The sequence below is a fragment of the Hydrogenophaga sp. genome (assembly GCF_041913525.1).
In the GTDB taxonomy this organism is placed as follows: Bacteria; Pseudomonadota; Gammaproteobacteria; order Burkholderiales; family Burkholderiaceae_C; genus Hydrogenophaga.
Genome location: NZ_JAYSFD010000011.1, coordinates 104,097 through 128,803 on the forward strand (window position 1 = coordinate 104,097; position 24,707 = coordinate 128,803).

At 64.8% G+C, this 24,707-nt stretch carries 23 protein-coding genes and 1 pseudogene; 10 read left to right on the forward strand and 14 right to left on the reverse strand.

All coding sequences use genetic code 11. The features are described 5' to 3' along the window. The first annotated feature begins 143 nt into the window (after nucleotides 1–143). Nucleotides 144–449 (forward strand): RNA recognition motif domain-containing protein, encoded by a 306-nt coding sequence (locus tag ACE3RQ_RS14225; protein ID WP_374522698.1) that lies wholly within the window; start codon nucleotides 144–146, stop codon nucleotides 447–449. Between the two features lie 82 nt (nucleotides 450–531). Here ACE3RQ_RS14225 and ACE3RQ_RS14230 read toward each other — a convergent pair whose 3' ends face one another. The 3 genes from ACE3RQ_RS14230 to ACE3RQ_RS14240 are packed head-to-tail and all read right to left on the reverse strand — an operon-like array spanning nucleotide 532 to nucleotide 6,424. Then, a complete protein-coding gene (locus ACE3RQ_RS14230) occupies nucleotides 532–1,017 on the reverse strand; it encodes a response regulator (protein ID WP_374522699.1) in 486 nt (161 codons plus the stop codon). Then, nucleotides 1,014–4,871 (reverse strand): PAS domain S-box protein, encoded by a 3,858-nt coding sequence (locus tag ACE3RQ_RS14235; RefSeq protein ID WP_374522700.1) that lies wholly within the window; start codon nucleotides 4,869–4,871, stop codon nucleotides 1,014–1,016. Before ACE3RQ_RS14235 ends, ACE3RQ_RS14230 begins: the two co-directional genes overlap by 4 nt. A 50-nt stretch (nucleotides 4,872–4,921) precedes the next feature. Then, nucleotides 4,922–6,424 carry an FAD-linked oxidase C-terminal domain-containing protein gene (locus tag ACE3RQ_RS14240; RefSeq protein WP_374522701.1) on the reverse strand — a complete coding sequence of 501 codons (1,503 nt, stop codon included), beginning with the start codon at nucleotides 6,422–6,424 and terminating at the stop codon, nucleotides 4,922–4,924. A gap of 189 nt (nucleotides 6,425–6,613) precedes the next feature. Between ACE3RQ_RS14240 and ACE3RQ_RS14245 the strand changes: the two genes are divergently transcribed. Next, nucleotides 6,614–7,036 carry an Hsp20/alpha crystallin family protein gene (locus tag ACE3RQ_RS14245; RefSeq protein WP_374522702.1) on the forward strand — a complete coding sequence of 141 codons (423 nt, stop codon included), beginning with the start codon at nucleotides 6,614–6,616 and terminating at the stop codon, nucleotides 7,034–7,036. A gap of 21 nt (nucleotides 7,037–7,057) precedes the next feature. On the opposite strand, the gene ACE3RQ_RS14250 is transcribed toward ACE3RQ_RS14245, so the two are convergent. Both ACE3RQ_RS14250 and purU read right to left on the reverse strand, forming a co-directional pair. Next, nucleotides 7,058–7,921, reverse strand: coding sequence for a LysR substrate-binding domain-containing protein (locus ACE3RQ_RS14250; RefSeq protein ID WP_374522703.1), 864 nt, complete (start codon nucleotides 7,919–7,921; stop codon nucleotides 7,058–7,060). A 19-nt stretch (nucleotides 7,922–7,940) separates the two neighbouring features. Further along, the gene (purU, locus tag ACE3RQ_RS14255) at nucleotides 7,941–8,789 is read right to left on the reverse strand and encodes a formyltetrahydrofolate deformylase (protein ID WP_374522704.1); all 849 of its coding nucleotides are present in this window, start codon (nucleotides 8,787–8,789) and stop codon (nucleotides 7,941–7,943) included. A 124-nt stretch (nucleotides 8,790–8,913) separates the two neighbouring features. Between purU and ACE3RQ_RS14260 the strand changes: the two genes are divergently transcribed. Continuing rightward, nucleotides 8,914–10,257: an aminotransferase class III-fold pyridoxal phosphate-dependent enzyme gene (locus tag ACE3RQ_RS14260; RefSeq protein ID WP_374522705.1), complete on the forward strand. Its 1,344-nt coding sequence runs from the start codon at nucleotides 8,914–8,916 to the stop codon at nucleotides 10,255–10,257. A gap of 19 nt (nucleotides 10,258–10,276) precedes the next feature. Here ACE3RQ_RS14260 and ACE3RQ_RS14265 read toward each other — a convergent pair whose 3' ends face one another. The 3 genes from ACE3RQ_RS14265 to ACE3RQ_RS14275 form a co-directional block, all read right to left on the reverse strand. After that, on the reverse strand, nucleotides 10,277–11,095 hold the full coding sequence (locus tag ACE3RQ_RS14265) for a ChaN family lipoprotein (RefSeq protein WP_374522707.1): 819 nt from the start codon (nucleotides 11,093–11,095) through the stop codon (nucleotides 10,277–10,279). A gap of 94 nt (nucleotides 11,096–11,189) precedes the next feature. After that, entirely contained in the window at nucleotides 11,190–11,474 is a 285-nt protein-coding gene (locus ACE3RQ_RS14270; RefSeq protein ID WP_374522708.1) for a DUF3567 domain-containing protein, read from the reverse strand. Nucleotides 11,475–11,625: 151 nt separating this feature from the next. Next, nucleotides 11,626–12,351 (reverse strand): DUF3108 domain-containing protein, encoded by a 726-nt coding sequence (locus tag ACE3RQ_RS14275; RefSeq protein WP_374522709.1) that lies wholly within the window; start codon nucleotides 12,349–12,351, stop codon nucleotides 11,626–11,628. A gap of 196 nt (nucleotides 12,352–12,547) precedes the next feature. Between ACE3RQ_RS14275 and ACE3RQ_RS14280 the strand changes: the two genes are divergently transcribed. Then, nucleotides 12,548–12,760, forward strand: coding sequence for a hypothetical protein (locus tag ACE3RQ_RS14280; RefSeq protein ID WP_374522710.1), 213 nt, complete (start codon nucleotides 12,548–12,550; stop codon nucleotides 12,758–12,760). A 108-nt stretch (nucleotides 12,761–12,868) separates the two neighbouring features. After that, entirely contained in the window at nucleotides 12,869–13,876 is a 1,008-nt protein-coding gene (locus ACE3RQ_RS14285; RefSeq protein ID WP_374522711.1) for a fumarylacetoacetate hydrolase family protein, read from the forward strand. On the opposite strand, the gene ACE3RQ_RS14290 is transcribed toward ACE3RQ_RS14285, so the two are convergent. Further along, nucleotides 13,877–14,323, reverse strand: coding sequence for a VOC family protein (locus ACE3RQ_RS14290; protein ID WP_374522712.1), 447 nt, complete (start codon nucleotides 14,321–14,323; stop codon nucleotides 13,877–13,879). A 52-nt stretch (nucleotides 14,324–14,375) separates the two neighbouring features. Continuing rightward, nucleotides 14,376–14,759 (reverse strand): TraR/DksA family transcriptional regulator, encoded by a 384-nt coding sequence (locus ACE3RQ_RS14295; protein ID WP_374522713.1) that lies wholly within the window; start codon nucleotides 14,757–14,759, stop codon nucleotides 14,376–14,378. Between the two features lie 145 nt (nucleotides 14,760–14,904). Here ACE3RQ_RS14295 and ACE3RQ_RS14300 point away from each other — a divergent pair, with 145 nt between their 5' ends. Together ACE3RQ_RS14300 and ACE3RQ_RS14305 are read left to right on the forward strand one after the other, a co-directional pair. Then, nucleotides 14,905–15,621, forward strand: a complete 717-nt coding sequence (locus ACE3RQ_RS14300; protein ID WP_374522714.1) for a PhaM family polyhydroxyalkanoate granule multifunctional regulatory protein — start codon at nucleotides 14,905–14,907, stop codon at nucleotides 15,619–15,621. 48 nt (nucleotides 15,622–15,669) lie between these two features. Continuing rightward, on the forward strand, nucleotides 15,670–16,944 hold the full coding sequence (locus tag ACE3RQ_RS14305) for an FIST N-terminal domain-containing protein (RefSeq protein ID WP_374522715.1): 1,275 nt from the start codon (nucleotides 15,670–15,672) through the stop codon (nucleotides 16,942–16,944). On the opposite strand, the gene ACE3RQ_RS14310 is transcribed toward ACE3RQ_RS14305, so the two are convergent. Continuing rightward, a complete protein-coding gene (locus ACE3RQ_RS14310) occupies nucleotides 16,905–17,588 on the reverse strand; it encodes a ProQ/FINO family protein (protein ID WP_374522716.1) in 684 nt (227 codons plus the stop codon). The genes ACE3RQ_RS14305 and ACE3RQ_RS14310 overlap by 40 nt on opposite strands. 320 nt (nucleotides 17,589–17,908) lie before the next feature. On the opposite strand from ACE3RQ_RS14310, the gene ACE3RQ_RS14315 reads away from it, so the two are divergent. After that, complete coding sequence (locus ACE3RQ_RS14315) at nucleotides 17,909–18,637, forward strand: hypothetical protein (protein WP_374522717.1); 729 nt, start codon at nucleotides 17,909–17,911, stop codon at nucleotides 18,635–18,637. Nucleotides 18,638–18,854: 217 nt separating this feature from the next. Here the strand turns inward: ACE3RQ_RS14315 and ACE3RQ_RS14320 are convergent, their stop codons facing one another. Together ACE3RQ_RS14320 and ssb are read right to left on the reverse strand one after the other, a co-directional pair. Next, nucleotides 18,855–19,517, reverse strand: a complete 663-nt coding sequence (locus ACE3RQ_RS14320; RefSeq protein WP_374522718.1) for a response regulator — start codon at nucleotides 19,515–19,517, stop codon at nucleotides 18,855–18,857. Nucleotides 19,518–19,711: 194 nt separating this feature from the next. Next, complete coding sequence (gene ssb, locus ACE3RQ_RS14325) at nucleotides 19,712–20,212, reverse strand: single-stranded DNA-binding protein (protein ID WP_374522719.1); 501 nt, start codon at nucleotides 20,210–20,212, stop codon at nucleotides 19,712–19,714. Between the two features lie 84 nt (nucleotides 20,213–20,296). Here ssb and ACE3RQ_RS14330 point away from each other — a divergent pair, with 84 nt between their 5' ends. Continuing rightward, the gene (locus ACE3RQ_RS14330) at nucleotides 20,297–21,709 is read left to right on the forward strand and encodes a chloride channel protein (RefSeq protein WP_374522720.1); all 1,413 of its coding nucleotides are present in this window, start codon (nucleotides 20,297–20,299) and stop codon (nucleotides 21,707–21,709) included. Here the strand turns inward: ACE3RQ_RS14330 and ACE3RQ_RS14335 are convergent. Then, nucleotides 21,650–22,822, reverse strand: coding sequence for an MFS transporter (locus ACE3RQ_RS14335; protein ID WP_374522722.1), 1,173 nt, complete (start codon nucleotides 22,820–22,822; stop codon nucleotides 21,650–21,652). The genes ACE3RQ_RS14330 and ACE3RQ_RS14335 overlap by 60 nt on opposite strands. Before the next feature lie 269 nt (nucleotides 22,823–23,091). Between ACE3RQ_RS14335 and ACE3RQ_RS14340 the strand changes: the two are divergent. Beyond that, nucleotides 23,092–24,707, forward strand: a pseudogene (locus ACE3RQ_RS14340) (excinuclease ABC subunit UvrA); the annotation flags it as partial.

Consider the following 24,707-nt stretch of genomic DNA (forward strand, 5'->3'; position numbering starts at 1 on the left):
TGCGCCACGGATATTTGTAACAAGTGTGTTGGAACCTGTTGCAACTCGACTACCATTGTCGCTCTGCTTTTGTACCCCTGAAGTACGCAGGCCATTAACAAATTTCACCACCGCCGGGTGCCTGACCTGAGTCGGAGATGTCCATGAGCGCATTGGCAGCCCTGAAGCAACACAGCGATGTATCCAGCCTGAAGTCTGCGCTGCACCAGCTGTGCAGCGAGTTCGGTCGCATCACGCGGCTGGACATCCTCACGGCCATGCACGAAGGCACCAAACAGGCCATTTGCTTTCTGCGCATGGAGCGTCCCGAGCAAGAGCAGCAACTCATGAAAAGTCTGGGCGTGGGACGTTTCGGTGGCGAGGTCGTGTTTGTGCTCAATCTCAACGTCACGCCCCGCAACGACAGTAACAGCCCATCTTCCGAGTGGGCCGATTCAGACATTTACTGAGCCAAAACGGGTATTGCTTAAGGGGTGACGCCAGATCGGTCTGGCAGTCGACTGCTATTGCGTGCGATACATCGCGCGCGAATCAAAGCAGGTCGCCGAAACCCGTACTGCGCGCTGAGGCGATCGAAGGTTGTGGCGCCGTTTGGTTGATCTTCAGCCAGAATTCGCAAACGTGTTTCATCGATGCCAGAAACTGGGAGAAATCTGTTGGCTTGGCGATGTAGGCGTTCGTCCCGGCGTTGTAGGCCTTTAGCAGATCGCTGGGCTCAGTGGATGAAGTCAGAACCACCACTGGAATGTTGTGCAATAGCTCGGAGCCTTTGACCTGCTCCAGCACACCGATGCCATCCAGCAAAGGCATTTTCAGGTCAAGAAGAATGAGTGCAGGCAAGGCGCCGGTGCGGTCCGCAAACTCGTTTCGCCTGTAGAGGTAGTCCATGGCTTGTTGGCCATCGGATACGTGCGTGACCAAGTGTTGGAAGCCATACCGGGCCAGCACCATGGTCGTCAACTCGGCATCGGCGGCGTTGTCTTCAACCAAGAGGATGACGTCTGCGTTCTTGCTCATGGTTCCAATGACACGGGGGGATGATCGTTGGGCGTTTCTGCTTCGCGAGGGCCATCAAACGGAAGCGAGAAGTGGAAAACACTGCCTCGGCCTGGCTGGCTTTCCGCCCAGATGCTCCCGCCGTGTCTCTCGACAATTCGGCGGGTGAGCGCCAAACCAATGCCCGTTCCCTCAAATTCGGTGGCCCGATGCAGGCGCTGAAATACCCCAAAGAGTTTCTGGGAATATTTTGTATCAAAACCTACGCCATTGTCACGAACGGAGAACACATAGCCCAACACAGGGTCCATCTGCCAAGTGATTTCAATCTTGGCTAGATCGCGAGGGCGTGTGTATTTGACCGCATTGCCCAGCAAGTTGGCCCAGACCTCACGCAGCAGCAGCGCGTCAGCGTGCACCACCGGCAGATCAGAGGCAATGGCCCACTCCACTGCACGGCCAGTGGTCTCGTGCTCGATTTGTGACACCGCCGTGTTAACCAGCAGCGTCAAATCCACTGGTGCAAGGTTGATGGCAGCTCGACCCAACCGCGAGAATGCAAGCAGCCCATCGATAAGCTGGCTCATGTGGCGGGCTGAGTTTGAGATCGTCCCCAGGTAGCGCGCACTCACCTCATCCACCTGCTCACCAAGGTGTTCCTCGAGCAGTGTCACGAAGCTGGCGATATGGCGCAGAGGTGAGCGCAAGTCATGGGAGACCGAATACGAAAACGACTCCAAATCTCGGTTGGCCGCCACCAGTTGTTCGGTCCGCTCCACCACCCGCTGCTCTAACTCGTCGTTGATGTTGCGCAGCAGGTCGTTTAGCCGCTTGGCGTCGGTCATGTCGCGGTTGATCTTGGCGAAGCCCCGCAGTTCGCCTCCGTTGTCGCGCAAGGCGATCAGCACCGAGTGCGCCCAGTAACGGGTGCCGTCTTTGCGCGTGTGCCAGGTTTGCCCGTCATGCTGCCCGCGTGAAGCGGCCAGGCGCAGCACCTTGTTGGCTTCTGTCTGACCAGCCTGCGGGTCGGTGCCGTTGAACAGCACACCGAAGTGCTTGCCTTGCATCTGGGCCGGGGGGTAGCCGTCCATGCGTTGCGCGCTGTCCGTCCAGTCGGTGATGACGCCGGCGGCGTCCATGAAATAGATGCAGTAGTCGCGCAGGTTGTCCACCATCAGGCGGAAGCGCTGCTCACTTTCGATGAGCTCTGCCGAGCGCTCGCGAATGCGCACCTCCAACTCGTCGTTGAGGTGCAGCACGCGCTCCTCCACTCGTTTGCGCTCGGTGATGTCAATGAGCTGCACAAAAATGCCCCTGACTTGCCCCTCGCTGATGTCTGGCAGGAAACTTGCGCTCATGTACAGGGGCAAGCCATTGGCCGCCAACATCCATGTCTCGTGGTGCTGCGCCTGGCCCTGCAATGCAGCGCGTATCAGCGGTTCTACCTCTGGCCAAACCTGGGGCGACATCACCGACGCCATTGACCGCCCGACGATTTCACGCGGGTCCTTGGCAAACACCCGAAGGTGCTCTGCATTGGCGAATCGCACCACAAGTTGGTGGTCCACGTAGGCAATAAGCCCCGGGACGTGATCGGTGATGTTCTGCAGAAATCGTTGGCTCTCGCGCAAGGCGACCTCCGCTGCCTTGCGGCGCGAAATGTCGACTACCGTGGTGTTCGAGCGCAGGAACTGGCCCTTGGCATCTCTCACCGGTGTTGACGAGAGCAGCGCGTAAAAAGTACTGCCATCGCGCCGGCGCAACTCGTATTCAACGCCTTCGAGGGCGTCATCGAGCAGCAAGCGTTGCATGCGAGCTTCCAGCAGTGGAATCTGTGAAGCCGGGATCACGTCCCGAAAGTTCTTGCGCCCCACCATTTCCTCTCGCCGATAGCCCAGCCACTCAAGTTCGGTGTCGTTGATTGACACGAACGTGCCGTGCAGATCGAGCGAGTGGTACCCACAAGGTGCCTGGTTGTAGAGCGCTCTGGCCTGGTTGAGCGCTTCGGCCAGCTGAGTGTTGGCCAGGGTCACGCGGTCTTCTGAGGCCTTGCGATCGGTGATGTCGACCATTTGCACGATCACCCCGAGAACCTGCTCATCGTGTACGAATGGCGTGTACTCAATGCTGGCGTAGAAGCGCTGCCCATCGGGAAGCTCGCGCTCGCCTTCAAAACGCTGCGACGCACCGCGAAGGGCTGCCCGCATGCGCGGCTTGGCCAAGTCGTAGTCGTGGCGTTGCGCAATGTCACGCAGATGGCGGCCTAGCAGGGCATCCGGTTCGGCATCGCGCCAGCGCGCGTAGCTGGCGTTGGCAAAACGGCAATTCAGATCGCGGTCGAAATAAGCCAGTTGCACCGGCACGGTGTCGGTGATGGTTTTCAGAAAACGCGTCTGCGCGGCCAATGCGTCTTCCGCCACTTTTCGCTGCGTGATATCAACCACGGTGTTGTTGGTGCGGACAAACCGACCCTGCTCATCCATCACCGCTGTGCTGCTGATCAACGCCACAAAGATGCTGCCATCGCGGCGACGCATGGCGAACTCCATCGGCTCGATCTTCTCGCCCCTGAGCATGCATTGCAGCCGCTCGTGGGCCATCGCCCAGTGTTCTTGCAAGCCAAAGTCGCGAAAGCGCATCTTGCCGATGACCTCCTCCCGCGTGTAACCCAACCAGTCCAACTCGGTCTGGTTCATCATGACGAAGATACCGTCTGCGTTCACCGAGTGATAGCCGCAGGGCGCTCGGTCATAGAGTTGCTCGGCTTCCTTCAGTGCCTCGTTGACGCGCTCATTTGCTTGCGCAAGGGCTTCAGTGCGCTCTCGCACACGTGATTCCAGTTCGCTGTTGAATGTGCGGATTTCTTCCTGTTGGCGGTGCAGCTCGGTGATGTCTCGCGACACCACCAGCAGCATGATCGGCTTGCCATGAGCGTCGCAAATGGGTGAGACCATGTTGTCCCACCAACGGTCATTGCCTTTGAATGTCTTGCCAAAGGCGACGAACCTCGCGCTTTTCCCTTGGCCGGCGGTGGTGATGGCATCACGTGCCACCTGTTGGCCTGCGTCTGGCCACCAGGTGGCCCAGTCGCTGAGGCGGACGTCGTCGAAGTTCTCGACCTCAACGAGCCTGCACCCCTGGGCTGTCATCTCTAGCACTTGCCCTTGCAGGTTAAGTACCTTGGTGCAGTCTGGGCTACTGGCAATGATCTGGCGATTGAGTTCGTCCTTGATCCTGGCGTCCGCCTCCAGTTGGCGCAGATGGGTGATGTCTTGCACAAAGCCCAGCTGGCTGATCACTTGGCCAGTGTCGTCATGCAATTGGGCATTGCGCACGAGCAAATGGCGAACAGCACCATCGCGCACGATGCGAAACTCAACGCTGAGTGCTTCGTGATCGGCAACGGCGTGCTCCCAGGCGCTGCGTACCTTGTGCTGGTCTTCCGGGTGCACAAGAGCCATCCACCCGAAATTGGGAAAGTCTGCTTTGGTCAGTCCGAAGATCTGCTCGAGTTGCGCGTCAACATGTGTTAGCACTCCAGCGTGGTCGGTTCGAAAGACGCCGATCGGAAAGGCGCTGGAGAGCGCGAGGAAAAGGGCTTCGTAAGCCAGGCGCCCGTCACGGCGTTCGCTACCAGAGCCCGAGACAAGGACGTGTTCCAGTGGAAGAGGAAGCACATGATCGGGACGGGGGTAACCGGTCGCGGCCTTGCTCAGTCCTTGGGTCAATTCCTTCGCATAGACCTTGCGCAGGTGCAAATTCTCGGCGCGAAGAGCCTCGATCTCATGCAGAAGGGCCTGCTCGCGTGCGGCCCAGCCCAGGCCCGGTTGATGCGGATGGGGCTGGTTGTCAGGCGAGGGGAAGAGCACACTCATGCCCGGCACTGTACCCCAGTGTCTTGGGAATTCGTGTCGTGTCCTCCGCTTCAGAAACGAGGCAAATCGCTGTGGGCCAAACGCCCTCCTCGTACCACCATCTTCCCGTACTCGGCGCAACGGTGCAGGGTTGGCACCACCTTGCCTGGGTTCAATAGACCTTGGGTATCAAAGGCTCGCTTGACGGCGAACATCAGCTCAGACTCCTGCGCCGTGAACTGCACGCACATGCTGTTCACCTTTTCAATGCCCACGCCGTGCTCACCCGTGACCGTGCCCCCCATGGCGACACTGGTCTCCAGGATGTCGGCGCCAAACTGCTCGCACCGGTGCAGCTGGTCGGGGTTATTGGCATCGAACAGGATCAAGGGGTGCAGGTTGCCGTCGCCCGCGTGGAACACGTTGACGCAGCGCAGCGCGTACTTCTTCTCCATCTCGGCAATGGCCAGCAGCATCTCGGCCAGGCGCTTGCGCGGGATGGTGGAGTCCATGCACATGTAGTCGGGGCTGATGCGTCCCGAAGCGGGAAAGGCGTTCTTGCGCCCGCTCCAGAACCGCAGGCGCTCGGCCTCGTCGCGGCTGACCGACAGGCGCGATGCCCCACAACGGCGCAGCACCTCGCTCATGCGCCCGATTTCCTCTTCGACCTCTTCGGGCGTGCCATCGCTCTCGCACAGCAGAATGGCCGCGGCGTCCAGGTCGTAGCCCGCGTGCACGAAATCTTCCACGGCGGCGGTCATGGGCTTGTCCATCATTTCCAGGCCGGCGGGAATGATGCCGGCGGCAATCACGGCGGCCACCGCATCGCCCGCCTGGCGCACGTCGTCGAAGCTGGCCATGATGCAGCGCGCCAGCTGCGGCCGTGGCACCAGCTTGACGGTGACCTCGGTGACCACCGCGAGCATGCCCTCGCTGCCGATCACCACGGGCAGCAGGTCAAGTCCCGGGGCGTCCAGGGCCTCGCTGCCGAAGGCAATGGGCTCGCCCTCGACGGTGAAGCCGCGCACCTTGAGCACGTTGTGCAAGGTCAGGCCGTACTTCAGGCAGTGAACCCCGCCCGAGTTCTCGGCCACGTTGCCGCCGATGGTGCAGGCAATCTGGCTGCTCGGGTCGGGGGCGTAATACAGGCCCAGGGGTGCGGCGGCCTCGCTGATGGCCAGGTTGCGCACGCCCGCCTGCACCACGGCGGTTTGCGACAAGGCGTCCATCTTCACGATGCGATTGAAGCGCGCCAGCGACAAAACCACGCCCAGCGCGTGCGGCATGGCGCCGCCCGACAGGCCGGTGCCGGCGCCACGCGCCACCACCGGCACATTCAGTGCGTGGCAGGTGCGCAGCACCGCCGCGACCTGTTCCTCGGTTTCCGGCAGCACCACCACCAAGGGCCGTTCGCGGTAGGCCGTCAGGCCATCGCATTCGTAGGGCACCGTGTCTTCCGATTGCCAGAGCAGGGCATGCGCTGGCACGAGCGATCGCAAGGCATTGACCACCTCGGCTTGGCGGGCGGCGCGCTCGACTGGAGACAACGCGGGGGTAGTGAGGGGGGCGTTCATGTTCAGTCTGGGTGAGGAAACCTGGCACTCAGTGTAGGAGGGCGCCGGGGAGTCCGGGTTGAATTTCCTTGCAGCGTCCGTTGAGCGGCGCGCGCGCCAACCTCTTGAAATGCCAGCCCGCCAGCACTATTTTTTGAATAGGCGCCAATTCCCTGACGCCCCAGCCCACTACCCGATTGGAGGAACGAGATGAACGGTCTGATCACCCGCGGCGGCTTTTTTGACGACTTCTTCAAGGACGTGGCCCCGGGCTTTTACGTCAAGCCTTTGCATGGCGACCCGCTGCCCACGCAGATTCGCGTGGACGTGAAAGAGAGCGCCGACGCCTACACTGTCGAGGCCGAGTTGCCCGGCATCGCGAAGGAAGACATCCATGTGGCGGTAGAGGGCAACATCGTCACCCTGCGAGCCGAGGTCAAGCAGCTTGACCAGCAGACGGCCGACGAGAAGGTGCTGCGCAGCGAGCGCTACTTCGGGTCGGTGGCCCGCAGCTTCCAGATGCCGCAGGACATTGACAGCGCCGCTGCCAAGGCCAAGTTTGAAAACGGTTTGTTGCGCCTGACCCTGCCCAAGCGCGGGGCGGCGGCCGGGCAGCGCCTCACCATCGAATAAGACTGGACAGAAGGCGGTGCCTCAGGGCATCGCCTTCTGGATCCACTCGGCGAAGGCCGCGCACTCCCAGCGGTCCATGGTGCCGGTGCGCCAGCACAGGTAGTGCGCGTGGGGGCTGGGCACCCGGCGTGGGTACACCGGCACCAGGCTGCCGTTTTCCAGCCAGGGGGCGGCCAGCTTGTAGCGCAGCAGGCCCACGCCCATGCCCGCGGCGGCGGCGTCGCACATCAGGCCGATGTCGTTGAACTGCGAACCCTCGGTGGGCTCGGGCCAGTCCAGCTCGTGCGCGGCGTACCAGGTGCGCCAGGGCTCAAGCGGGCTGCGCAGCAGGGGCACGCCTTCCAGGTCTTCCGGGCTCTCGAACGGGCCGTGCTCGCGGATGAAGGCGGGCGAGGCCATGGGCGACACCTCGTCCTTGCTCAGGCACACGTGCTCCACATCGGCGTAGCGGCCGCTGCCGTAGCGCACCATCAGGTCGGCGTCTTCGGCCACCACGTCCAGCAGCGGAATGCTCACCTGCAGCGTGAGGTCGATCTCGGGGTAGGCGTCGCTGAACTGCTTGAGTCGCGGCAGCAGCACCGAGCGCGCGAACGTGGGCGTGACCGCCAGGCGCAGCTTGCGCCGGCCCGGGCTGGCCGATTGGCTGGGAAATTTCTGCAGCGAGGCCAGGCCATCGCGCACATGCGCCAGGTATTCGCTGCCCTCGGTGGTAAGTGAAAAGTCGGCTCGCCCGAACAGCTTGGTGCCCAGTATCTGCTCCAGCTGCTTGATGCGGTGGCTCACCGCGCTGGGCGTCACGCACAGCTCGTCGCTGGCCTGGGTAACGCTGCGCAGCCGCGCCAGTGCCTCAAAGGTCAGCAGGCACTGGATGGGCGGAATGCGCATGGTCGGGGCGGGCCTGTGCTTACTTGAAGACCACGGTCTTGTGGCCGTTGAGCAGCACGCGGTGCTCGCTGTGCCATTTCACCGCGCGGGCCAGCACCATGCTCTCGGTGTCGCGGCCCAGGGCGGTGAGGTCGGCCACCGTGTCGGTGTGGTCCACGCGGGCCACGTCCTGTTCGATGATCGGGCCTTCGTCCAGATCGGCCGTCACGTAATGCGCGGTGGCGCCGATGAGCTTCACGCCCCGGTCATGGGCCTGGAAATAGGGCTTGGCACCCTTGAAGCTGGGCAGGAAGCTGTGGTGGATGTTGATGGCGCGGCCGGAGAGTTCGCGGCACATGTTGTCCGACAGGATCTGCATGTAGCGCGCCAGCACCACCAGCTCTGCCCCCTCGCCGCGGATGATCTCCAGCTGCCGCGCCTCGGCCTGCGCCTTGGTGGCGGCGGTGATGGGCACGTGGTGGAACGGCACGTTGTAGCTGGCCGCCAGCTGGTAGAAGTCGCGGTGGTTGCTGACGATGGCGCGGATGTCCAGCGGCAGCAGCCCACTCTTCCAGCGGAACAGCAGGTCGTTGAGGCAGTGGCCGTCCTTGCTGACGAAGATCACGGTGCGAACCGGTTCGTTGAGCAGGTGCAGGCTCCACGACATCGACAGCGTCTGGCCGAAATCGCCCAGGCGCTGGCGCAGCTCGTCCACCGTCAGTTGCGCGCAACCGAATTGCACGCGCATGAAAAACAGACCGGTGTCGTGGTCGTTGTACTGGGCCGCCTCTTCAATGTTGCCGCCGTTCTCAAACAGAAAGCCCGAGACGGCGTGCACGATGCCAGGGCGGTCCTGGCAGGAAAGGTTCAGAACGTAGGTGTTGTCCATGGCGGCGCCGATTGTCGCAGCAAGTGGCGCGGTGGGCCTGCGCACGGCCTTGGGAATGGCGCCACCGGGCTGCCTGGGCAGTGCCAGAATGGCCGTTTTGCTTTTTGCCGCAGGAGTCGCCGCCATGGCTTACCAAGAGCTTCGCATGGACAACCAGTGGTTGCCCTTCACGCCCAACCGCAGCTTCCACAAAGACCCGCGCGTCTTTGTGGCGGCCGACGGCATGCACTTCACCACGCACGACGGGCGCCAGGTGATCGATGGCATCTCCAGCCTCTGGTGCGTGGGCGCGGGCCACAACCGCAAGCCCATCAGCGACGCGATCAAGCAGCAGCTCGACACGCTGGACTATTCCACCGCCTTCAACGCCTCGAACGACAAGGCCTTCCGGGCGGCAGAGATGATCGCCGCCATGGCGCCGGGCGACCTGAACAAGGTGCTGTTCTGCAACTCGGGCAGCGAAGCCGCCGACACCTCACTCAAGGTGGCGCTGGCTTACCACCGGGCGCGTGGCGAAGGCCACCGCAACCTGTTCATCGGCCGCGAGCGTGGTTACCACGGCGTGGGCTTCGGCGGCATGTCGGTGGGCGGCATTCCGGCCAACCGCAAGGTCTATGGCTCGGGTCTGCTGCCGCGCGTGGACCACATGCGCTTCATCCACGACCCGGTCAACCACGCCTACATCCACCACCAGGAGCCGGTCTGGCAGGAAGACCCCTTGCTGGAACTGGAAAACCGCCTCCTGCCGCTGCATGACCCGAGCAACGTGGCCGCTGTCATCGTGGAGCCGGTGGCCGGCAGCGCGGGCTGGTACATCCCACCGCAGGGTTACCTGAAGCGTCTGCGCGAGATTTGCGACCGCCACGGCATCCTCCTCATCTTTGACGAGGTCATCACCGGCTTCGGGCGCCTGGGCACCGCCTTCGCCTCCGACTGGTATGGCGTGCAGCCCGACATGCTGAACTTCGCCAAGTGCGTCACCAATGGTGTCATCCCGCTGGGCGGCGTCATCTGCTCAGACCGCATTTACGACGCCATGATGGGCGCCCACGGCAGCGCGCCCGAGCACGCCATCGAGTTCTTCCACGGCTACACCTACTCGGGCCACCCGGTGGCCTGCGCGGCGGCCATCGCCACGCTGGAGCTGTACCAGCAAGAAAACCTGTTCGAGCGCGCCGGCCAGATGGGGCAAGTGCTGGGCGACGCCATCCACAGCGCGCTCAAGGGTCTGCCGCACGTGATCGGCATCCGCAGCCTGGGCCTGGCCGCCGCGGTAGAACTGGCCCCCCAGCCGGGCATGCCCGGCAAGCGCGCCTACGACGTGTTCCTGGACTGCTTCCACCGGGGCGTGCTGGTGCGCAACGCCGGCGACAACCTGGTGTTCGCGCCGCCCTACATCGTGGAGCGTGAGCACATCGAGACCATGGTCTCAACCCTGGTCGACGCCATTCGCCGCCTGCCGGCCTGAACGCTTCGACCGGCCGCGCTCAGCGGCCGAGTTGGCGCTTCAGTTCGGCGCAATGGTCTTTGGCCGGCGGGGCATCGGTGGTCCAGGTGCTGTCGGCAGGAAGGTCGCCGGTGTGCTCGGCTTCTGCCTGGGTGCGGGCCATCACGATGTACTGGCTCAGTTCCGCCGGCAGGTGCACGGGCACACCCAGGTCGCGCCGCACGTGGCCCTGGCCGGCGATAAGCATCACGGTTTTGCCCGGTTGCACCAGGTTTTCCGCGGTGCGGGCCAAGGTTCGATCGCGTGCAATCTGAACGCGCACCATGGAGGGGATCTGCGAATCGGGCAGCAAGCCGCAATGGCCTTGGCGGATGCCTTCCTCTTGCTGCGCCAGGGAGCTGGGCGAAAGCAGCTGGTCCAGTGACGGGTCTTGTATGGCCGAGCGCATGGCTTGGCGCGGCAGGTTGCCTCCGTGCACTGGGATCCCTTGTCGCACGGCCGACATCACCACCGGACCGTAGACCGGCCACGGCCATCCGGTCTGTTCGCTCCAGTCCAGTGCCTGACGAACCTCGGCTTCGCTGGCGCTTGGGGCAAGCCCCGCGGTGCTTTTGCCCTGCTCGGCCATTTCCATGACCACCGCGGCCAGACGGTGCTCACCGCCCAGGGCCTTGATCAGCTGCCTCTGCAGTCGCTGGTGGGCGATGGCGTCGTGTTGTTCCCCCACAAGCAACAGCGCCGGTGCGCCCATGCCGGTGACGAGGTCTTGAAAAGACCGCCCGGCGTTGTCGACGGTGGCCGCGCAGGCCGTCAGCAGTGCGCAGGCGAGAAGGGCGGTGGCCAGGGTTCGGGGTGCCATGCGGGCGATGCTACGGGTCAATGGCGTGAGGCGGTGGGCGGACACAAAAAACCCGGCGCGAGGCCGGGTGCTTGTGGGGGGACGAGGCGGGGTGTCAGTGCATTACCACCGGCATCTGTGCCAGGGTGGCGTAGCCTTCGAGCGTGCTCTCCACCTCTTCTTGCGATGGGGTGTTGCGCTGCCAGGCGTTGATCTGCTGCTGGAACATTTCGGCCCAGGAGCCGTCGAGGTAGACCTCTTTGCCCGAACGTTTGTCCACGATCTCAAAGCCGTGGCGCGGGATTTGCGGCCCGTCGTTCACCTGGGCCTCGCCTTCGGCCGGGGCATCGGCCTGAATGTGGACCACCGCGAAATCTTCCGAGTCGTAAAGCATGTGCATGGCTGAATTGTCCTCTGGTCGCTGCATTCGTGTGCCTCTCTCCCGGGATATCGGCTTTCTTGCTCGGGGCTTCAGCACAGCTTGACAGGAAGTGGGGGGCGGTGGGGGCAATTTCAAGGCGATGCGCTCACCTTGTGGCGTGCGCGCATCGTCAAGGCAGGGCGCGCAGCAACTGATCGGCCACATCGCCGTTGGCCTGCGTGAGCCGAAGCCGCACCGGCAAGTGCTGCAGCGAGGGGGCGAACCACATTTCCACCAGGGTGTCGTAGGTGTCTCTGGGGCGGCGAACCACCCGCCGGGCCGCAATGTCGCCCGCAGGCAAGGCCAAGGTTTCCTCAGGGCCGACCTCAAAACGCCAAGTCTCAGCCCCGCCAGTGCCCGCCACCTGGAAGCTCAGCGTGTCGCCCTCTTTCCTGGGGCTGGCCTGCAACAGCGCCGCGAGTTGCAGAAAAAGGCTCAACCGGTCTTGCGCGCCATCTTGAAGGGCGACTTCGGGGGCATTGCTGCTGAAGCGGATGCGGCCGGTGTCGCGTTCGAAGTGCGTGGCCCGTTCGCCGCGTCGGATGTCGGCAAAGCGCTCGGGCCGCAGGCCCTCGGGGCCAAGGGTGCCTGTGCTGGTCTGCACCCGGCTGCCCAGCAGGAACATCTTCACTTCCATGCGCGCTTCATAGCGATTGCCTTGCAGCTTCCAGATCAGCTCGCCGTCGGCCTGATAACGCAGTCCTTTGGCCGCGCCCTGGACTTCGTAGACCAGGTGGGCACTGGTGGGCGGGTGCGCCGCTGGCAATGGGGTGGTCGTTGCCCGCTCGACCGGGGCCGTCGGCGCTGAGGCGCTGGCAATCTCCTCGGTGGGGACAACGGCAGGTGCCTGTGCCACCTCGACGGGCTCAGGCGACGATGACGGGGCCGCCTGGGCGTTGGAGGGCTCGGGCGCTTGGGCAATGGCCGTGGGCGCCGGTGGCGGTGCGGGTGTCGGCGCCTGAGGTCGAACGGGGGCTGTTGTCTTTGGCGGTGGCCGGGGGCGGTCGCTCGGTGTCGGCGCGGCCGCGATCCAGCGCACCTGGGTCACGTGTATGGCCGCCGACTTGGCCGATCGTGGGGGCTCGGGCGCGGTGTCTGCGCTTTCCCCACCCTGGCTGACGGCATGGGTTGGCACCGCGCTCGGCGTCGCGGTGGCCCTGCTCAGCGCAGGCCAGCCGTCCACCACCAAGGCGGCGTGCGCCAGCAACACCAACGCGGTCAAGACCAACACCACCGCCACCGACGGGCCGGGCCTGACGGCGTGACCTGGCCGTCCTGGGCGGTCGGCCGGCGAATGGGGTTCACCTAGAATTTGGCGCTCGCGCATGGGTGTGGCCACTGCGGACAAAGCCTTGGTGCAGCAGGAGAACAAGATGAAACTGGCGACCTACAAAGACGGATCGCGCGATGGACAGCTGGTGGTCGTTTCGCGCGACCTGAGCTCGGCCCATTATGCGACTGGCATCGCCAACCGCCTGCAGCAGGCCCTGGACGACTGGAACTTCTTCAGCCCGCAATTGCACGACCTGTACGTGGCGCTGAACCAGGGCAAGGCGCGGCACGCCTTTCCCTTTGACCCGGCGCAATGCATGGCACCGCTGCCACGAGCCTATCAATGGGCCGACGGCTCGGCCTACCTCAACCACGTGGAACTGGTGCGCGCCTCCCGCCAGAGCGAAGTGCCCAAAAGCTTCTACAGCGATCCGCTCATGTACCAGGGCGGCAGTGACGATTTCCTGGGTCCGTGTGACGACGTGGTCGTGCCCAGCGAATCGTTTGGCATTGACTTCGAGGCCGAGATCGCGGTGATCACGGGTGACGTGCCCATGGGCGCCACACCCGAGCAGGGGCTGGAGAGCGTGCGCCTGTTGATGCTGGCCAATGACGTGTCCCTGCGCCACCTTATTCCCGACGAATTGGCCAAGGGCTTTGGCTTTTTCCAGAGCAAGCCCGCCACCGCCTTCAGCCCGGTGGCCATCACGCCGGACGAACTGGGTGAAGCCTGGCAAGGCGGCCGTGTGCACCTGCCCCTGCTGTGCACCTGGAATGGCCGCAAGGTGGGCATGTGCGACGCCGGGCCGGAGATGACTTTTCACTTCGGGCAGCTCATCGCCCACATGGCCAAGACCCGCCGGGTGCGCGCCGGCTCCATCGTGGGCAGTGGAACCGTGAGCAACAAACCCATCGAGGTGGAGGGGCGCCGCGAATGGCCCAAGGGCTACAGCTGCATTGCCGAAAAGCGGGCCATCGAAACCGTGTTGGACGGCAAGACCGCCACCGACTACATGCGCTTTGGCGACACGATTCGCATTGAAATGAAGGGGCGCGACGGCCACAGCCTCTTTGGTGCGATTGACCAGACCATTGCGCCGCTGGATTGATCAGGCAGCGAAGATCTGGTTCAAGGTGGCGAAGCCCTTGACCTCGATCGGGTTGCCGAAGGGGTCGCAGAAGAACATCGTCCATTGCTCACCCGGCTCACCGGCGAAGCGCACCTGAGGCGGCAGCACGAATTCGGTGCCGGCGGCCTTCAAGCGGTCGGCCAGTGCCTGCCACTCGGGCAACAGCAGCACCAGGCCGAAGTGCGGCATGGGCACCAGGTGATCGCCCACTCGGCCGGTGCGCGCCGTGGGAAACGGCGTGCCCAGGTGCAGCGAGATCTGGTGGCTGAAGAAGTCAAAGTCGACCCAGGTGTCGGTGCTGCGCCCCTCGCGGCACCCGAGCACGCCGCCATAGAAGCGGCGCGCCTCGTTCAGGTCGGTCACGTGAAAAGCTAAGTGGAACAGGCTGCGCGCTGGCAGCGTGGTGGAGGGGGTGCTGAGGTTCATGGCGCGAGCATACCCAGCACCGATGGCCCCAACTGCTTCACCTGGGCCAGGCTCACAGGCTGGCGTGCGGGGTGGGGTTGTGCCGTTCTTCGTCGGTCTGGCAATTGATGCAGCGCAGCGCGATTGGGTTGGCATGCAGGCGAGCGGCCGGGATGGACGCGCCGCATTGCACGCACAGGCCATAGCTGCCATCGGCCACGCGCTTGAGCGCCGCGTCAATGGCCACCAGCTCGGCGGACTCCAGCTCTTCCAAGCCGATCTTCAGGTCGATCTCTTCGTTGGCCTTGGCCCAGTCGTCACCGACGACCTCGCGGTTGGCCGACGCGGCCTCCGGCCGGCCCATGGTGCCCCCGCGCTGTGCGCGCAGGCGGGCGATGAGGTCCGAGCGCATCTGCTGCAACTGGGCCAGGAAGGTGTCGGAAATGGGGGTGCTCATGCGCGTGTCCTTTCGCAACAATGATGGTTGCCAACCGTATGGGCGGCCTTGACTCAGGTCAAGCCCTTTGGCGTTCATCGGTGCAGGTCAAGGCGACCCCGCCTGTGGCATGCTCGAACGTCCTCACATGAGCAGGAGATTGACCATGAGCGACCCATTCTCTGGCGGATTCGGCCAATTCGTGCCCGGCTTCGAGTTTCTGCGCAGCCTGAGCGGAAACGCGGGTGGTGCCGCTCAAGCCTCCGTGCCCAACCTGGGGTCGTGGGTGGCGCCCACCCTCAATGTGGAAGAGCTTGACAAGCGCATCGAGGAATTGAAAGCGGTTCAGTTCTGGCTTGACCAGAACGCGAAGGCGCTGGCGGCCACCATTCAGGCCCTGCAAGTGCAGAAGATGACCTTGTCCACCCTGAAGTCCATGAACCTGAACCTGGGCGATGCCACCCAGGCTGCCGCTCAGGCGTGGTCTGCGATGGGGGGCGTGTCGCCAGCGTCGGCGCCTCCCGCGCGCGCCAAGTCCACGTTTGCCGGCCTTGAGGTCCCCCCCCGCACACCCGATCCTTCGCCGGCCGAGGCACCGGCATCCGAGCGCCCCGCCGCCAAGAAGTCAGCCCGGCGAGCGTCTTCCAGCGGCCCATCGGCGGCGCCTGCCGGAGTGGTCGATCCCATGCAGTGGTGGGGCGCCTTGACCCAGCAGTTCCAGCAGATAGCGGGCCAGGCCATGCAAGACGCGGCACAGGCGGCGGCGGTGGCCAATGCAGGGGCTGCTCCGGCGGCCGCCCCCCGCAAGCCCCGCAAGCGCGCCGCCACCCCTCGCGCAACAGGCGCCACTGGCCCCAAGCGCACCGCATCAAGAAGGGCGTGACGGCCGCTGCCGCCTTCTGCGCCGAATTGACCGCCGATGTCCGAGTCCATGAAACGATTTCCCTACGCCCACGCCACCCACCCGCAGTGGCGCATGGCCGCCGCTCTGGTGCTGGCCCAATTGCGTGCCCAAATGGCCTTGCCAGACGGTGCGGCGTCACCTGCGCTGGGCCTGCTTTACATCACCGACCACTACGCCAGTGAGGCCGCGCCCATTCTTGAGCACCTGGCCACCGAACTGCCCGAAGTCCTGGACTGGGTGGGCACCGTGGGCGTTGGTGTCGCGGCCAACAACGTCGAGTACTTTGACGAACCCGCCATGGTCGTGATGCTGTGTGACCTGGCCCCCGATCAGTTTCGCGTGTTCAATGGCGTGTCTCCGCTGGCCGCCTCCGAGAGCCGCGATGGCTTTCGGGCTCACACCGCGCTGGTGCACGCCGATGGGCAGACGCCCGACCTGACCGAGCTGGTGCAAGAGGTGGCGCAACGCACCACCAGTGGTTATTTGTTCGGCGGCCTCTCCAGTAGCCGGGGAGACTCGGTCCAGTTCGCCCTGAGCCACCGCGTGCCCATGGTGGTGGGTGAAGGGGCGCAAGGGGTGTTCAGTGGCGGGCTCAGTGGCGTGGCTTTCGGGCCCGATGTGGGACTTGTGTCACGGGTAACCCAGGGGGCTCAGCCCGTCGGGCCGACCCACACCATCACGGCGTCAGATGGCAACCTCGTGCTGTCGCTGGACGGGCGACCGGCACTGGATGTCATGCTGGACGAACTGTCCATTTCGCTGGACCACCCCGAACATGCCATGCCTCGCCTGCGGATGACGCTGGTGGGGCTCACCACCAGAGGGCAAGACGCCAACCCTCGCGCTGTGATGGCGCCCGGGCAGTTCAGCCCTGAAGTCGTGGTGCGCCACTTGATCGGACTGGATCCGGTCAGGCGTGGCGTGGCCATTGCCGACCGAGCGCCCCAGGGCGCCAAGCTCGCGTTTTGCGAACGGCACCGGGAGGCCGCACGCGCCGATCTGATGCGCGTCTGCGCGGAGATTCGCGAAGAACTGGAGCCAGAGGTGATCGAGGTGCCGTTCAGCGCCGATGGGCCACTGGCCACCAGCAACCCGGCGCTTCACCGCATCGCCGGGGCCGTGTACGTGAGCTGTTCCGGGCGGGGCGGGCCTCACTTCGGTAGCCCAAGCGCCGAATTGCACTTGGTGCGCCACGCCCTGGGTGACGTGCCCCTGGTGGGCTTTTTCGCCGGCGGCGAAATCGCCCACGACCGAATCTACGGTTACACCGGCGTGCTGACGGTGTTCACCACTCCGGCTTGACGTTGATGTGCCGCAGCGCGGCGCGATTTGGCTCGATCCAATGCATCGCGGGCTTGCTGCGCCGGCATGCCATGGGCGGCGGCGAAAGTTTCCAGGGGGGCTGTCCCCGCCTCGAAGGCCCGTAGCCAGGCGGCCTCCCGGGCTTGCTGCGCATTTGTTGCCTCGATCACCTCCCGCGTCAGCTGGTTCAGCGCCTCATCGCGCCCATTCACCAGCACCGAGAAGGCTTCAACGCCCAGGCCGCTGGCCTCAAATATCTGTGCAATGCGCCGTTTGAGTTGAGGCGTTAGATCTCGCGGTGCGCGCGCCTGGCGGCGGCGGTGTACCTCCACCAAGGCATGAAAGCGCTGCTCGGGCGCGACCATTTCCACTGGCGTGCCGTCCAGATCGTGGCGTGCCTGACCCGAGGCCACGGCATTGAGGTAGCGCGTGGAGCGGGTGTGCTGGCGAAGTGTCGCCTTTAGTGCATCGCTGGTCCAGCCATCACCAGCGTGGCGCTGCAGAAGGTCTTCAAAAATCCCGCGTTTCAGCGGTTTTGGTTCTGATCCAAAGAGGGCGGGATACACCTGGGCCAAGCGATCCAGTACGGGGTCTGTACGGGTGGGACGCGAAGCCGGAGAGTCGGAAGCGGGGGCGGTGGTCATGCGATTGATGAGGCGGCAAAGGAGCCGATCATGCCAGCCAAACGCAGATAAGCGCTCCGGCAGGGGCCTCAGTGTCAGCGATGCTCGGGCGCCAGGCCCAAACATGTTGGCAACTCATCGGGAATTCATCGAAATAGTGCCGTTGTGTTATTGAGGAATTGGTGACAGAGGAAAAGACTCGCCTCCTCCCTTTATGGAGGAAACCCGCCATGACTTCAGTATGGTTCCGATGGCTGACCGCCAACTCCACGCCGGCATCGTCTGCATCCGATCATTGGGCCCAAGAGGTGCGAGCGCGTTGCCGTGATGATGAGGTCGCAATGGAAAAGAGCCGCCAGCCCGGCGAGGCCGCTGCAGCCGATCAGACGGTGTTGGGCATGTCAATTAAGGCCGTTTTGCAGCATGCGCGCCGTTCTCATGCACTGGTGGGCGCGCAGGAGCCAGACGATTTTGATGTGGTCGGCGCTTGTTATGAGGTGCACGCTTCGCGGCTTCAGCTGCTGGCAGCGCTCAATGCACAGGAGCGCATTGATCAACTGAATGACTTGATGCGTGGTCGCGCTGACGCGGGCTTGGAGGTGCAGTTTGACCGGCCCGCTGTGCGGACGATGCGACGCGATATTCACGACAGCGTGTTTCAGGCAATGGCCGATTGGCGAACGGCGGGACAGCGCCTGACGCGTTGCGCCAAGATACTGCCATCTCAGCTTCGACAGGACGTTCAGTGGCCCACTGCACTGGCGACCGTGCGGTGGTTGGGGCTTTCTCGAACAACGGGCCATCTGCTGCGCGAGGCGCAGTGCCATTACATGGAGTGCCGCGCATTGCTTGAAATTGCGAGGAGCCAATACGAGCGCGCGCGTCGGGAACGCTTGGCAGCCGACAAGGCGTTTTCATTGGGGGCCGCCACAGGCGTTCGTGTTGGCGAGGCATTGGTGGCTGAAAGAGCACATTACGCTGCCTTGGTTGAAACAGAGGCCATGCATGCCATTGGGCTCTTTCGCCTGAACCGTCTGGTGTTGGGGTCGGCCGAATCGGCGCTAGCCTGAGCGGTAGATCGTTGACTTGAAGGGCAAAAAGAAGCCGCCAACATCAAAGGACATCGGCGGCCAAACCCGGTTCCCAACCGAATCGAAAACTTTTTGTCTGACTGCGGTCGAAAGTGTGAGCCGCAGCTTGCTTTTTGCACTGACCCGTTGAGCGGGGTCAGTATCTCTGCGTATCTTGGTCGAATCAATAACGCCAATGCGGTATTTGCGGTACCAATCAGACCATGTTTCCGTGTTTGGGTTCGATCAGCCCTGAGCGGATCGCATAGGCCGTGATTTCCGCGCTGTTGTGAAGATTTAGTTTGTTCATCAAGTTCTGACGGTGTTTGCGCGCGGTCAGGACGCTAATGTGAAGAGCAGATGCCACTTCAGGGTTGGTGAACCCATTGGCAATAAGTCGCATGATTTGTTGCTCCCGGGCCGTTAAGGCGGATTCGGCAGCGGGGGCTGGTGGCGTGCCAGCATGGCCCGGATGGTTTGGCGCATCCCTGGTGAGCCGCGGGCTGATGTAGGGGCGCCCTTCCAGCACAGTGCGGATGCCGATCAGCAGTTCATCGCCATGGTCATGCTTGAGCAAGAAGCCGTCGGCTCCCGACGCAATTGCCTGCATTGCTGCTCCATGAAATGCATTGCCCGTGATCACCATGATCTTGAGGTTTCGATGCGCTCGCCGCGCTTGTCGAGTGACCTCAACGCTTGGGCCGTCACGCAATGTCAGGTCCAGCAAGAGAAGGTCGGGACGGTGCAGCGCCAAAAGGCCGGGTACTTCTTCTCCGCAATCTGTCTCGGCGACCACAGTGAAGTCTCCGGTTGATTGCAGCAGCAGCGCCAGCCCTTGGCGCACCAGAAGATGGTCTTCGGCAAGGATGACCTTGATCATCGCGGGTTCGTGTAATGAATACAGCCAATAAAAATAAGAAAAAAGATTATCAGCAAAGTGGGGTACAAAACCCTCCCGGGTATAGGGGTTAACGCGGAAACTGTTGAGGCGGGCGACGAATGGGCCCGGTGTTCATGGCGAACGACAAAAAAAAACCTGCTCGATGGCAGGTTTTCGGGTGTTTTGACGGGGACTTAGAAGGGGATGTCGTCGTCCATGTCGTCAAAACCGCTGGACTGGCGCGAGGGGGCGGGGGCTGGCGCAGGCGCGGGACGGGGTGCCGCGGCGCGCGGGGCTGCCGGCGGGCGGCTGTAACCGCCACCACCGCTGCTGGCGCCTTCGTCGGCGCCACCCATGCCTTCGCGGCCGCCGAGCAGTTGCAGTTCGGTGGCGATGATGTCCACCGTGTTTTTCTCAACGCCCGACTGGTCGGTGTATTTGCCGTACTTCAGGCGGCCTTCCACGTAGATGGGGCGGCCCTTCTTGACGTACTCGCCGGCGATCTCGGCCAGGCGGTCGTAGAAGGTGACGCGGTGCCACTGGGTGTCTTCGATCATCTCGCCGCTGTTGCGGTCTTTGCGGCGGCTGGAGGTGGCCACGCTCACATTGGCCACGGCCTGGCCAGAGGGCAGGTACCGGATTTCGGGGTCGCGGCCGCAGTTGCCGACGAGGATGACTTTGTTGACGGATGCCATGGTGATGTCCTGTAGAGAGGCCCCGGCGTGGCGTGCGGGGCGATCAACGATTGTGCCGTATCTCACCGCCTACACTGCAGCCCCATGAGAGGCGAGCCAGACTTCCTGAAATCCTTGCGCGACGAGATGGGGGCGGGGCGCCAGTGGCTCGATCGCGTGGTGGTGCTGGTGTACGCCGTGCTGGCTGGCCTGGCCGTGGTGGCGCTCACCCTGATCGCGGACGCGGCCCTGGCGCTGTACCAGGGCTTGCGCAGCCACGGCTGGTGGGTGCCCTTGCTCTGGACGCCCGCGGTGACGGCTTTGGTGGTGTGGTGCATGCGGCGTTGGGCGCCGGGGGCGGCCGGTTCGGGGGTGCCGCAGGTGCTCGCGGCCTTGGCCCCCGAGACGCCGCTGGCGCAGCGCTCGCGGTTTGTGTCGCTGCGCTTGAGCCTGGCCAAGGTGCTGGGGGTGTCGGGCGGTTTGCTGGCGGGCTTGTCGGTGGGGCGCCAGGGGCCGTCGGTGCAAGTGGCGGCGGGGGTGATGTTGCACGCGCGGCACTGGTTGTCACCCAGGTCGGGCATCAGTGACCGCGAACTGCTGGTGGCGGGTGGCGCGGCCGGCATCGCGGCGGCCTTCAACACGCCGCTGGGCGGCATTGTGTTTGCGATCGAGGAGTTGTCGCGCCGGCTGACCGAGCGCAGCAGTGGCCTGATGCTGGCGGCGATTGTGATCGCCGGACTGGTGGCGGTGTCGGTGTTTGGCAACCTGTCGGTGTTTGGCCGGGTGCGCACCGATGGCGTGTCGTGGTGGGGCTTGCTGGGGCCGGGCTTGCTGGTGGCCTTGGCGTGTGGCTTGTTGGGCGGCCTGATGTCGCGGGTGCTGCTGGCCTCGTTCATGGGCGTGCCCGACCGCTTCTGCGCGTTTCGGCGCAAGCGGCCGGTGGTGTTCGCGGCGCTGTGCGGCCTGGCGATTGCGGTGGTGGCGCTGGTGACCGATGGCGCGGTGGTGGGGGTGGGGCACGAGCACACCAAGCAGTTGCTGGAGAACGCGGCCCAACTGCCCACCGAGCATCAGCCCTTTCTGTTCACTGGCCTGAAGTTCATTGCCTCGTGGCTCTCGGCCTGGACGGGCGTGCCGGGTGGCGTGTTCGGGCCCAGCCTGTCGATTGGCGCGGGGGTGGGGGCTGATGTGGCCTGGCTGGTGAACTCGCCCCATGGCACGGCGCTGGTCGCGCTGGGCATGTGCGCTTTTCTGGCGGCGGTGACGCAGACGCCCATCACGGCCATGATCATCGTGATGGAGATGACCGACGGCCACTCGATGGTGCTCAGCCTGATGGCCTCGGCGCTGCTGGCCAGCCTGGTGTCGCGCATGGTGAGCCGGCCGCTGTACAGCACCATGTCGGCGCTGATGATGCGGGCTTTGCGGCCGGCCGATGAGGCCGGGCCTGCGCCGGCTTCAGTGACGGGCCAGGGCGCTGGGGCGCATCGGCCAGGCGACCAGCAGCCACAGCAGTGAGAGCGCGGCGCAGCCGAGGAAGATGCCCGGGGCGCCCCAGGTCTTGGAGATGAGGCCGCCCACGCTGCCGCCGACGAAGATGCCCAGCGACATGAGTGTGTTGTAGACGCCCAGCGCGGCGCCGCGCTGGTGCGGCGCGGCCACCCGCGAAACCAGACTGGGTTGGCCGGCTTCCTGGGTGTTGAAGCCCACGAAGTACAGGCACATCAGCGCCGCCACCACGCCCAGCGAAGGCGCCTGCAGGCTGAAAAACAGGCCGATTTGCACCAGCAGCATCAGGGCGATGGCGCCCAGGTACACCGCGCGGAAGTAGCCCTTGCGCTCCAGGCGAAAGAGCACGCCGCCCATGATGAGCAGCGAGCCCACCATGGCCGGCAGGTAGACCTTCCAGTGCGCGGCGTTGTCCAGACCGGTCTGCACCAGCAGGGCGGGCACGGCCATCCACAGGGCGATTTGCACCGCGTGCAGCACGAACACGCCCACGTCGGCGCGCAACAGGTCGGGGTTGGACAGCACCGCGCGCAGGCTGCCGCGGCTGGGCAGGGCGGGCAGCGGCGGTTCGGTTGGCACCACCCAGGCCACCACGGCCATGCCCGCCAGGGCCAGCAAGGCCGTGATCACGAACAGGCCCGAGAGGCCGATGCGTGCGGCCAGCACCGGGGCCAGCACGAGCGATAGCGCAAACATGAGGGCGATGCTGATGCCCACCAGCGCCATGGACTTGGTGCGCACCGCGTCGCGGGTGAGGTCGGCCAGCAGGGCGGTGACGGCGGCGGAAATGGCGCCCGCGCCTTGCAGCGCCCGGCCGATCACCAGCCACTGCACCGAAGGCGCCCAGGCGGCCACGGCGCTGCCGATGGCGAACACGGCCAGGCCGGCCAGGATCACCGGCTTGCGGCCCAGTCGATCGGACGCCATGCCCAGCGGCACCTGCAGCACGGCCTGGGTGAGGCCGTAGATGCCCATGGCCAGGCCAATGAGGGCGGGGTCGTCGCCGCCGGGGTAGTGGCTGGCCTGCAGCGCGAACACCGGCAGCACCAGGAACAGGCCGAGCATGCGCAGCGCGTAGATAGAGGCCAGGGCGCCGCTGGCGCGGCGTTCTTCCGGGGTCATGCGGGAGGCCTGGCGGGCGTCGGGCGCGGTGGCAGCGGTCACGGACATGGGGGCTGGGGTCGGGCGGTGGGCAATTGAAGGGGGCTATTGTCGGCCAAAGGGCCTGGGCGGGCCGGGGTGGCACTCGGGAAAACCCGGGCGGCTTATCATGGCGGGTTGCCCTGAACGCCCCTGAGCCCGCCTTGAACACGAACCTGCCCCCCGACCTGCCGCCGGTCGCGGAACCCGTGCCACGCTACCTGGGCGACGCCATTCGCAGCCGCAGCGCGATGCTGTCGGTGCGGGGCGCGCGCACCCACAACCTCAAGAACATTGACCTGGACATCCCCAAGCACGCGCTGGTGGTGATCACGGGTTTGTCGGGGTCGGGCAAGTCGAGCCTGGCCTTCGACACCTTGTACGCCGAGGGGCAGCGCCGCTACGTGGAGAGCCTGTCGGCCTACGCGCGGCAGTTCCTGCAGCTCATGGACAAGCCCGATGTGGACCTGATCGAGGGCCTGGCCCCGGCGATTGCCATCGAGCAGAAGGCCACCAGCCACAACCCGCGCTCCACCGTGGGCACGGTCACCGAGATCCACGACTACCTGCGCCTGCTGTACGCCCGCGCCGGCACGCCGCATTGCCCCGAGCACGACCTGCCCCTGTCGGCCCAGAGCGTGGCGCAGATGGTGGACAGCCTCTTGCGCCTGCCCGAGGGCACGCGCCTGATGGTGCTGGCGCCGGTGCTGCGCGAACAGACTGGCGATTTCGCGGCGCTGTTCGCCGACATGCAGGCGCAGGGCTATGTGCGCTTTCGGGTGGATGGCGAGGTGGTGGAGGCCGAATCGCTGCCTGCGCTTGACCCCGCCACGAAGCACACGGTCGAGGTGGTGATTGACCGCGTGAAGGTGCGCCCGGCCGATGAAGACGGTGAGCACCCACTGCGCCAGCGCCTGGCCGAGAGCTTTGAGGCCGCGCTGCGCCTGGCCGATGGCCGTGCCCTGGCGCTGGACATGGACAGCGCCCAGGTGCACCGCTTCTCGGCCCGCTTTGCCTGCCCCCTGTGCAGCTACACCGTGGGCGAGCTGGAGCCGCGCCTGTTTTCCTTCAACTCGCCAGTGGGCGCCTGCCCCAGTTGCGACGGCCTGGGCCACACCGAGTTTTTCGACCCCGAGCGGGTGGTGGCCTTCCCCAGCCTGAGCCTGGCCAGCGGCGCCATCAAGGGCTGGGACCGGCGCAATGGCTACTACTTCGCCATGGTGGAGAGCATCGCCGCCCACTACGGCTTCAGCGCCGAAACCCCGTGGGAAGAATTGCCCGAGGCGGCGCGGCAGGTGCTGCTGTTGGGTTCGGGCGAGGAAGAGATCAAGTTCGGCTACGTGCTCGACAGCGGCGAGCGCGCGGGCAAGCGCATCACCAAGAAGCACCCCTTCGAGGGCATCATCCCCAACTTCGAGCGCCGCTACCGCGAGACCGACAGCGTGACCGTGCGCGAAGAGCTGGCGCGTTACCGCGCCACGCGCTCGTGCCCCGAGTGCCAGGGCTCGCGCCTGCGCCGCGAGGCCCGCCATGTGTTCGTGGGCGAGGGCGCGCAGCGCCGCGCCATTTTTGAGGTGAGCCACGTCACCTTGGGTCAGGCCCAAGCGTGGTTCGAGTCGCTGGCGCTGACGGGTGCCAAGGGCGACATCGCCGCGCGCGTGATCAACGAGATTCGCCAGCGCCTGCGTTTCCTCAACGACGTGGGCCTGAACTACCTCAGCCTGGACCGCAGCGCCGACACGCTGTGCGGCGGCGAGGCGCAGCGCATCCGCCTGGCCAGCCAGATCGGCTCGGGCCTGACCGGCGTGATGTACGTGCTGGACGAGCCCAGCATCGGCCTGCACCAGCGCGACAACGACCGCCTGAT